The sequence below is a fragment of the Acidobacteriota bacterium genome (assembly GCA_021161905.1).
In the GTDB taxonomy this organism is placed as follows: domain Bacteria; phylum Acidobacteriota; class B3-B38; order Guanabaribacteriales; family JAGGZT01; genus JAGGZT01.
The window spans coordinates 1-9574 of record JAGGZT010000059.1 but is presented as its reverse complement, the minus strand read 5'-3'; the positions used below and the strand labels follow the sequence as shown (position 1 = coordinate 9574).

Here is a 9574-nt window from a genome sequence, read left to right as displayed (position 1 = left end):
TGAACCCCCGCGGGTGGTAACCCGTCGGACAGCCACAAGGGCTGTCCCTACATTTTAAGGTTGCTACCTCTGCCTCGGCTATAAATGAACCCCTGTGGATGGTATCCACCTATGGAGGCGGTGCCTCACCTGGAGGTGGCAACCTCCCCGTTGCAGGTGGTCATTCATTGAGCCTTTCGGATGATAATCCGTAGATGAAACCCCTTGACAAGGGGTGTGTGGCGAAATATCATAAATAAAGTAGCTGGGAAGGTGGCGGTGTAGCTCAGTTGGTTAGAGCATGCGGCTCATATCCGCAGCGTCCGGGGTTCGAATCCCTGCACCGCCACCATTAGCCTTTTTAAGCGCGGGAACCAATTCCAGAGAAATGGGAGTTTAATTTTTCCCTATGTTGGTAGAGAAGGTCTCCTCTACGATATCTCGGTATCGGATGATCGAGCCTGGGGAGAGGATATTGGTTGCTCTCTCCGGGGGACCCGATTCCACTGCTTTGTTCCACATCCTTTTGGAACTTCAGGATAAACTTTCCTTCTCCCTGGTGGTGGCTCACTTGAACCATCAGCTTAGGGGAAAGGAGGCGGAGGAGGATGCCCTGTTTGTACGCCGTTTAGCGAAAAAGAAGGGGGTTCCGGTCAGGGTAGGGAAGGCGGATGTGGGCAAGATCGCTGTGACAGAGGGGTTGTCTTTAGAGGAGGCGGCGAGGATAGCTCGGTATAAATTTTTATTTTCCTTGAAGAAACGATTAAAGATGGATAAAATAGCCATAGGGCACACTAAGGATGATCAGGCGGAGACATTTCTGATGAGGCTGATTCGTGGTTCTGGCTTGGCGGGGCTTTCTGCTATCTACCCCACCACTGAGGAGGGGATAATAAGACCCCTGATAGAGAGCGCCAGGACGGAGGTGATCGATTATCTTCGGTCAAAGGGGATATCCTATCGGATCGATTCCTCGAACTATGACCTCTTATTTATGCGGAATCGGGTAAGGAGGGAGCTTATCCCTTATCTTGAGGAGCATTTTAATCCTCAGGTGGTTAGCACCCTTTCTCGGGCAGCAGAGATAGTCAGGGTAGATGATCAATTCCTTACCGAGCTCGCTATGGAACGGATGGGTGAACTCGCTTCAACTGATGAAGGGGGGATCTCTCTCGATATCGCCCGATTTCTTACCCTTCCTCTCTCTCTGAGGAGGAGGGTGGTACGGCTTGCTTTTCTCAGGGTGAAGGGTGATATCCGCCGATTATCCTTCAATCATGTGGATTCTCTCCTTTCGCTTGCTGAGGGGGACGAGGGGCGAATGCTATCCCTTCCCCGAGGACTGATCGCCTTTAAGGAGGGTGGGTCTCTCATAATTCGGGAGCGGAGAGAGACGAGGAGGGTCTCCTTTCGTTATCTCTTCTCCATTCCTGGTGAGGTGGAGATCCCTGAGCTTAGCCGTCGGTTTCGGGCGAGGATCATCTCCCGGGAGCAGTTTAGAGAAGAGGGAAGGACCTTTTCCCCTCTCTACGCCGCGCTTGATCGATCGAAACTTTCCTCGACCCTTGAGGTAAGAAACCGGCGGGAGGGGGATTATTTCCATCCCCTTGGTGCTCCCGGGGGAAAGAAGCTGAAGGACTTTTTCATTGCTCGAAAGATCCCGGCTAAGCTTCGCGATAGTATTCCCCTCTTTTTAAGTAATGGAGATATCGTTTGGATAGCCGGTATCGAGATTGGGGAGAGATTCAAGGTGCTCCCCGATACCAAGGAGATAGTTCTTATCGAGGAGGTCTTTTGATGGCAAAGGAACGCATTCTTTTCACCCCCGAGGAGATAGATAAAAAGGTTTCAGAGTTGGCTGACGAGATTGCTGCTGATTATAAGGGAAAGGAGTTAGCGATCCTCGGGGTACTTAAGGGGTGTTTTTTCTTCCTTGCCGATCTCATCCGCGAGCTTAGAGAGAGGGGGGTGGCGGTGACGATAGATTTCGTCAAGATGAAGACCGACGAAGAGGCGGTGGGTGAATCTTCAAAGAAGATAATCATCTTCGATACGGAATTCGACATAAGGGGAAAGGATGTGTTGGTGGTCGAGGATATCTTGGATACCGGGGTGACCTTGAACTACCTGCTGAACCATCTGAAGGAAGAGGGACCGGGTACGATCCGGGTATGTGTGCTTCTGGATAAACCTTTCAAGCGGAAAGTAGATCTATCTCCTGACTATGTGGGGTTTGAGATCCCCGATAAATATGTCTTCGGTTACGGGCTCGATTACCAGGAACGGCTTCGTGAGCTCCCTTACATCGCTTATTTTGATGAATAATTTAATCTTTTGTGGTAAATAGATATAGTGGGGGGAAATTGAGGTGAACCTTTTTGCCAAGAACGTAAGATTGTGGTTAGTAGTGGTGATAATAGCCTTTCTTCTTTGGAACCTGTTCCAGGTCTCTGCCAGTCCTGAGCAGAAGATAATCTTCTCCCAGTTCCTCGACGAGGTGGAGCATGGGCGGGTGGCTAAGGTGGTCATCGAGGGGGATAAGATAAAGGGGACCTATATCGACGGGAAGACCCGTTTCCATACTGTTTCTCCAAGCAACTACAATGGTCTCGTCCCCCTACTGAGGAAACACCATGTGGAGATAGAGGCGAAGGAGCTTTCCCAGAGTCCCTGGCTTGCCGCCCTCTTATCCTGGGCGCCGATGGTGGTGCTCATCATCATCTGGATCTTCTTTATGCGGCAGATGCAAGCTGGGGGTAATAAAGCCTTATCTTTTGGAAAGAGCCGGGCAAGACTCGCCCCTTCGAACAGACGGCGGGTTACCTTCAAGGATGTCGCCGGGGTTGATGAGGCGCTTGAGGAACTCCGGGAGATAATAGATTTTCTCAAGAATCCGAAGAAATTTCAGCGTCTCGGAGGGAGGATTCCCAAAGGGGTTCTCCTGATGGGTCCTCCGGGCACGGGAAAAACCCTTCTCGCCCGGGCGATCGCTGGTGAGGCGAATGTTCCCTTTTTCTCCATCTGCGGCTCCGATTTCGTGGAGATGTTTGTTGGAGTCGGTGCCTCTCGGGTGCGCGATCTCTTTGAACAGGGGAAGAAGAACGCCCCCTGTATCATCTTCATCGATGAGATAGATGCAGTTGGTCGCCATCGGGGTGCTGGCTTGGGTGGAGGCCACGATGAGCGGGAGCAGACCCTGAATCAGCTCTTAGCGGAGATGGATGGCTTTGAATCGAACGAAGGGGTTATCCTCATCGCTGCTACCAACCGCCCTGATATCCTCGATCCGGCGCTCCTGAGGCCGGGGAGATTCGACCGGCGGATAGTGGTCGATAGGCCCGATGTGAAGGGGCGGGAGGCGATATTAAAGGTCCATACGAGGCGGATCCCCCTTGCTTCGGATGTCGATCTTTCGGTGCTTGCTCGGGGGACTCCTGGTTTTTCCGGCGCCGATCTCGAGAACCTGGTGAACGAAGCGGCGCTTCTCGCCGCCCGTCGTGACCGGGATAAGGTAATGATGGAGGATTTCGAAGAGGCGAAGGACAAGGTGCTGATGGGGGTGGAGCGGAAGAGTATGATTATCACCGAGGTGGAGAAGAAAAACACCGCTTATCATGAAGCGGGGCATGCCCTGCTCGCTATGCTCCTCCCCAAGACCGATCCCCTCCATAAGGTGAGCATCATTCCCCGGGGAACGGCACTTGGAGTGACCCAACAACTCCCTATAGACGATCGCCATACCTACACCAAGGAGTACCTGGAGGATCAGCTCTGCGTATTGCTTGGAGGGAGGGCGTCGGAAGAGATATTCCTCAAGGACCTGACCACTGGCGCCGGGAATGACCTGGAGCGAGCTACCAAATTGGCGCGGAGAATGGTCTGTGAGTGGGGGATGAGTGATCAGTTAGGACCACTCACCTTCGGCAGGAAGGATGAGCACATATTTCTCGGCAAGGAGTTCGCCCACCCCAAGGAGTACAGCGAGCGGACCGCGGAGCTGATTGACGAGGAGGTGAAGCGGATAGTAACTACCAATTATGAGCGGGCAAAGAAGCTCATTTTAGATCACAAAAAGGTTCTCGAGAGGATAGCAGAGGCGCTGCTCGAGCGGGAGGTGCTCACCGCTGAGGAGATAAAACTCATCCTTGAGGGTAAACCCCTTGCTGAAAAGGCAAAACCAGTAGCCCAAGGGGAAAAGGCCACAGAGAAGGAGAAGAAGACTAAGCCGAAGAAACATCCGGTAGTAGGTGAATCGTTTGCTGGTTAATCTGAGCTTTTAGTTTTTGCCCTTCGTTTCTTTTTCATTTTTGCCTCGGTTTCCGAGAAACTTGGAGGAAGTAAAATGGGGGTTTGCTCTTATTTTCTACCCCTGTTCAATATCCACCAGGCTGAAAGAGAACTTGTGAAGATAGGCGTTGATCCTACCGGGATAGAGATAATGGCGTCTAAATTCCTTCATCTCCCCATTAAACTTCTCGGTCTCGATTTTCGAGCAGGGAATATACTTAAGCAGGAGATGCTTTCCTTAGGGGGGGAAGCTGCCATCTCCCGGTCCGCTTTTGAGCTTAGGGAGGGTAAGACCGATGTCCTCCTTTCGGGGACCCTGCGTCAGTATCGATTGCTTATAGAGAAGCTCAAACGCCAGCCGTTTGGACTTGCCAGAGTGGGTGAGAGGCTCTCTTCTATGATCGCCAGTTTCGGAAGAAGGGAGATCCCTTTCAAGGCGAGGGGGAAGGAGCTTACTCTTGGCTCGCGCACCGTTATTATGGGGGTGATCAACATCACCCCGGATTCCTTTTCTGGCGATGGCATTTATAAAGACCCAGAGAAGGCGGTTGACCGCGCTTTGATGATGATCGATTCCGGAGCGGAGATGATCGATATCGGCGGGGAATCCTCCCGTCCCGGAGCGGAGCTCGTCTCCGTCTCCGAGGAGCTTTCCCGAGTGCTTCCGGTGATAACCAAGCTAAGGGAGAAAACAGAGGCTTTGATATCCATAGATACCTATAAGCCGGAGGTGGCGAAAGAGGCGCTTGCTGTGGGAGCGGATATTGTGAACGATGTTGGAGGGCTCTACCAAGGGGAGAAGCTTCTCCCTCTGATTAGGGAGTATAAAGCGGGTTTGATCATAATGCATATGCCGAATCCTCCGGAGAGAAGACATAAACGCCCACCATATCGGGATCTCATCGGCGATATAGTCTCCTTTTTTGAGGATAAGATGAAGGAGGTGGAGGAGGCAGGAGTTTCCGAAGAGCAGGTGGTGATCGATCCCGGTATCGGTTTTGCCAAGAATGTTGAGGATAATTACCTTATAATAGAGATGTTGCAGGCGTTTAGGTCCTTGGGGCGCCCGGTGCTTGTCGGTCCTTCGAGGAAGTCGTTTATCGGGAAGGTGCTTGATCTTCCGCCAGAAGAAAGGCTCGAGGGGACGGCGGGGGCGGTTGCCGCTATCGTGCTCAATCGGGGCGATATCATCCGGGTTCACGATGTGGCGGCGATGAAGAGGGTGATCACCATAGCGGAGAAGATAAGGGAAGCGAGGATGTAGATGGGATTTTTTTCCAGTTTTCTTTCCATATCTCAGTTTACCATAGGTGACCTCATCGATATCTTTCTTGTCGCCTTTCTTATCTATGAGATACTGCTCCTCATTCGGGGTACCCGGGCAGTCCAGATCGCCCTTGGCATCGCCTTCATCATCGTCGCCTACTACTTCTCTCAGGCGCTCAATTTGAGGACGCTCAACTGGCTTCTGAGCAATTTCCTAAGCTACCTGGTGATCGCCATCATCGTCCTTTTCCAGGCGGAGATAAGAAGAGGGCTGGCTATCTTCGGGAGGAATCCCTTTGCCCACCCGCGCTCGCATCTTAAGGGGATGGAGGATGTGATAGATGAGGTGGTGCTGGCTACCACCACCCTTGCTGGGAGCAAGATCGGAGCGATCATCGCCTTTGAGAGGAACATCGGGCTAAGGAGCTACATCGAAGGGGGGATAAGGCTCGATGCTTTGGTGAGTTATGACCTCATCGTCTCCATCTTCCAGCCGAAGTCCCCCATCCATGATGGAGCGGTGATCATCCAGGGGAACAAGATAGCCTCTGCCTCCTGCTTTCTTCCCCTCACCTCCAATCCCTATCTCAGCCGGCGTTTGGGCACAAGGCATCGGGCGGCGATAGGCCTTTCCGAGGAAACGGATGCGGTTTGTCTCGTTGTGTCCGAGGAGAGGGGGGAGATCTCATACGCCTATAAGGGCAAGATAAGGAGGAGGCTTTCACCGGTAGCTTTGAAGCGCGATCTTTACACCATCTTCGAGGTAGAGAAGAAGAAGCCCGTAGGGCGAGGTTTCTTCGGCTGGCTCCTCAAGAGGGGGGAGAAAAGGGAGGAAGAGAGATGAGGTTTAATCCCTTTGCCAATCTTTCTTTGAAACTCATCTCTCTCTTTATCGCCATCTTCCTCTGGTTCATCGTGAGTGGTGGCAATCGCGGTGTTATGGATTTTCGGGTACCCCTTCAACTCGCAGGTCTTCCCGGCAAGTTGGCTATTGCTGGGGAATACCCCGATACGGTCGATGTTAGGGTGCAGGCGCCCGATGTGATCCTCAGCCGGTTGAGCGAAGCCCAGATAAATGTCATCGTAGATCTTTCCAAGGTGACGGAAGGAGAGCAGATAATACCCATAACCGCCGATCTCGTCCATCTTCCTGGGGGGGCTAATGTGGTTAAGGTTTCTCCATCACAGATAAAGCTTACCATAGAGAAGAAGATGGCGAGGAAGCTCCCAGTGGTGCCCTCGGTGGTGGGAACACCGAAATCAGGTTTTGCGGTGCGAAGGGTATCCGTATCCCCGGAGCAGGTGATAGTCGAAGGGGCGAGAAGCGAAGTTGCCTCGCTTGATCAGGTTTTGACCACCCCGGTCTCGGTAGCGGAGCGGGCGAGCTCCTTCCGTGAGCGGGTCAGATTGGTGGTTCCCAACCCAAGGGTACGGTTGCTCGGGGATCGTTATGCCGAGGTGTCGGTGGAGATCGGAGAGAGGATAGAACGACGAAGGATAGAAGGTATCCCCGTTAAGCTTGTGCGAAGCTCCTATCGGGCGAGCTTCCAGCCGGAGAAGATAGCGGTGGTGGTGGAGGGACCTTCCTCCCTTCTGGAGCGGCTTAGACCGTCCGACTTTAGGGCGGTGGTTTATGGAAAAGGGCTTGTTCCTCTCGCAATGGGGTATATGGTTTCCCCTAAGGTGGATATAATATCGGGGAAGAAGGGAAACCTTAGGATAATATCCATAATACCTAAAGAGGTAAAGGTAACGATATCAAAGCAATAAGGGGGCTTTAACCGAGAATGGAGAGGATATTCGGCACCGATGGGATAAGAGGGGTTCCGGGGGAGTTCCCCTTGGATGAGGAGACGGTGAGGAAGATCGGCTTTGCTTTAGGTGAGATGCTCGGGAGAGGGGAGCGGGTGGTGGTGATCGCCCGGGATACCAGGGATTCTGGCGAGGATCTGGAGAGGGCGCTTGCTATGGGGCTTTCTTCCGCCGGGGCAAAGGTTGCTTTGGCGGGTATCCTTCCCACTCCAGCGGTCTCCTATCTTGTAAGGCGGTTTGGTTTTTCCGCTGGCTGTGCCATCTCTGCTTCCCATAATCCCCATCCCGATAACGGGATAAAGTTCTTCGATGGCGAAGGAAATAAGTTCGCTGATGCGCTCGAGCAGGAGCTTGAGCGATTGCTTTCTTCGCTTTCTGCTCCTGGGAGGGGTGAGTTGATTCAGTTCACCCCGCCTGCGGAGCTTTCACTCAGCTATCTCCAGTACCTGCTTGATACCGGGGTCGATCTTTCCGGAATGAGGATCGCCCTCGACTGTGCCAATGGAGCTACCTACGACATCGCCCCCAGGGTCTTTTCCGCCCTTGGTGCTTCTGCCTCCGCCTACTTCGTATCGCCAAACGGGGTCAACATAAACGAAGGGTGTGGCTCCCTTCTTCCCGAGGTATTGGCGGAGAGGGTGAAGGAGGAGGGAGCTGATCTCGGCATCGCCTTCGATGGAGACGGTGATCGAGCGATGTTCGTTGACGCTTATGGCAGGGTTTTCGACGGCGATGATGTCCTTTATATTTCGGGGCGCTACCTCAAGAAGAAGGGGGAGCTTGCTCGGAATACGGTGGTGGCTACGGTGATGAGCAATCTTGGTTTGGAGCGGGCTCTTTCTGCCTCCGGGATAGAACTGCTGCGGACCGGAGTGGGCGATAGGAAGGTGGCGGAGAAGATGAGAGAGCTTTCCCTCTCCCTTGGTGGGGAGCAGTCGGGGCACATCATCTACTCCCGTTATTCCGCTACCGGGGATGGGATCATCACCGCTCTCAGGGTGCTCGAGGTGATGCGGGAGGAGAAAGCCTCCCTTTCCGAGCTCACCGAGGGTTTCTCCCGTTTCCCTCAGGTGTTGCTGAATATCCCGGTTAAGAGCAAACCGCCGTTCTCCGAAATCCCTGCCATATCCGAGGTGATAAGGAGGGAGGAGGAAGCCCTCTCAGGCAGAGGGCGGGTGCTCGTCCGCTATTCTGGCACTGAGCTACTCGCCCGGGTGATGGTCGAAGGGGAAGATAAGGATGAGATAGAGGCGGTCGCTCGGAGAATTTCCCAGGTGATAGAGCGAGAACTTTCCTCTTAGAATAAGTTAGGGAGGGGATAAATGACTAAACTTGGGGTAAATATCGATCACATCGCCACCATCAGGGAGGCGAGAAAGACCAACGAGCCCGATCCGGTACAGGCGGCGGTTATCGCTGAGCTCGCCGGTGCCGATGGGATAACGGTTCATCTTCGGGGGGATAGAAGACACATAAAGGAGCGGGACCTTAGATTACTCCGACAGGTGGTAAAGACGAGGCTCAACCTCGAGATGGCACCTACCGAAGAGATGATAAAGATCGCCCTCCGGGAGAAGCCGGATACCTCCACCTTAGTTCCGGAAAAGCCCGACGAGGTAACCACCGAAGGAGGCCTCGATGTGGTGAAGAATAGGGAGGTGATGGAGAAGGCGGTCCGCGAGCTTAAAGCTGGCGGGATTACGGTGAGTATCTTTGTTGATCCGGTTGAGGAGCAGATAAGAACCTCAGCGGAGATCGGTGCCGATGCTGTCGAGATAAATACCGGTCGCTATGCTGAGGCAAGGACGGAGGAGGAGAGGAAGAAGGAGCTCGATAAGATAATCGCTTCCGCCAAGCTTGGGCGGGAGCTCGGGCTTCGCGTTCTTGGGGGGCATGGTCTTACCTACAGAAATGTCCGGGAGATAGCCGATATCCCCGAGATCGAGGAGCTCAATATAGGGCATAACATCATAGCTCACGCCGCTCTTATCGGACTTGCCGAAGCGGTAAGGAGAATGAAGGCACTTCTTGAGACACCTCGAAGTTGAGACAACCCTGAGAGGAGAGGCGGTCTCCATTAGTATCTTTATTTGATAAACGCTATAGGTTGTTTTATTGAGAGGGAGGGGAATAATTCCCCTCTTTTTATATAGAGATGGTTTATGTTTTTTGGTTTAAAAAAAATTTATATTGACAGAGAAATTTCTTTGATTTATTTTTGTTATAGAAG

General features: G+C 52.8%; 8 protein-coding genes and 1 tRNA gene. All 9 read left to right on the top strand.

Annotated features, from left to right (window positions below; translation table 11 throughout):
• The first annotated feature begins 254 nt into the window (after positions 1-254).
• The 9 genes from J7L64_08100 to J7L64_08060 all read left to right on the top strand — a co-directional run bounded on the left by J7L64_08100 (position 255) and on the right by J7L64_08060 (position 9392).
• Positions 255-331, top strand: a tRNA-Met gene (locus J7L64_08100).
• Between the two features lie 57 nt (positions 332-388).
• The gene (tilS, locus tag J7L64_08095; protein ID MCD6452303.1) at positions 389-1777 is read left to right on the top strand and encodes a tRNA lysidine(34) synthetase TilS; all 1389 of its coding nucleotides are present in this window, start codon (positions 389-391) and stop codon (positions 1775-1777) included.
• Positions 1777-2304: a hypoxanthine phosphoribosyltransferase gene (gene hpt, locus J7L64_08090; GenBank protein ID MCD6452302.1), complete on the top strand. Its 528-nt coding sequence runs from the start codon at positions 1777-1779 to the stop codon at positions 2302-2304. Before tilS ends, hpt begins: the two co-directional genes overlap by 1 nt.
• Positions 2305-2347: 43 nt before the next feature.
• Positions 2348-4246 carry an ATP-dependent zinc metalloprotease FtsH gene (ftsH, locus tag J7L64_08085; GenBank protein ID MCD6452301.1) on the top strand — a complete coding sequence of 633 codons (1899 nt, stop codon included), beginning with the start codon at positions 2348-2350 and terminating at the stop codon, positions 4244-4246.
• A gap of 75 nt (positions 4247-4321) precedes the next feature.
• Positions 4322-5530 (top strand): dihydropteroate synthase, encoded by a 1209-nt coding sequence (gene folP, locus J7L64_08080; GenBank protein MCD6452300.1) that lies wholly within the window; start codon positions 4322-4324, stop codon positions 5528-5530.
• On the top strand, positions 5531-6376 hold the full coding sequence (cdaA, locus tag J7L64_08075) for a diadenylate cyclase CdaA (protein ID MCD6452299.1): 846 nt from the start codon (positions 5531-5533) through the stop codon (positions 6374-6376).
• Complete coding sequence (locus tag J7L64_08070; GenBank protein ID MCD6452298.1) at positions 6373-7302, top strand: hypothetical protein; 930 nt, start codon at positions 6373-6375, stop codon at positions 7300-7302. Before cdaA ends, J7L64_08070 begins: the two co-directional genes overlap by 4 nt.
• Before the next feature lie 17 nt (positions 7303-7319).
• A complete protein-coding gene (glmM, locus tag J7L64_08065) occupies positions 7320-8645 on the top strand; it encodes a phosphoglucosamine mutase (protein ID MCD6452297.1) in 1326 nt (441 codons plus the stop codon).
• Between the two features lie 21 nt (positions 8646-8666).
• Complete coding sequence (locus J7L64_08060; GenBank protein ID MCD6452296.1) at positions 8667-9392, top strand: pyridoxine 5'-phosphate synthase; 726 nt, start codon at positions 8667-8669, stop codon at positions 9390-9392.
• Positions 9393-9574 lie beyond the last annotated feature (182 nt).

Bases quoted from the DNA above. Each gene is read 5' to 3' on its own strand.
- tilS (MCD6452303.1), top strand. From the start codon at position 389: ATGTTGGTAGAGAAGGTCTCCTCTACGATATCTCGGTATCGGATGATC.
- hpt (MCD6452302.1), top strand. From the start codon at position 1,777: ATGGCAAAGGAACGCATTCTTTTCACCCCCGAGGAGATAGATAAAAAG.
- folP (MCD6452300.1), top strand. From the start codon at position 4,322: ATGGGGGTTTGCTCTTATTTTCTACCCCTGTTCAATATCCACCAGGCT.
- cdaA (MCD6452299.1), top strand. From the start codon at position 5,531: ATGGGATTTTTTTCCAGTTTTCTTTCCATATCTCAGTTTACCATAGGT.
- J7L64_08070 (MCD6452298.1), top strand. From the start codon at position 6,373: ATGAGGTTTAATCCCTTTGCCAATCTTTCTTTGAAACTCATCTCTCTC.
- glmM (MCD6452297.1), top strand. From the start codon at position 7,320: ATGGAGAGGATATTCGGCACCGATGGGATAAGAGGGGTTCCGGGGGAG.
- J7L64_08060 (MCD6452296.1), top strand. From the start codon at position 8,667: ATGACTAAACTTGGGGTAAATATCGATCACATCGCCACCATCAGGGAG.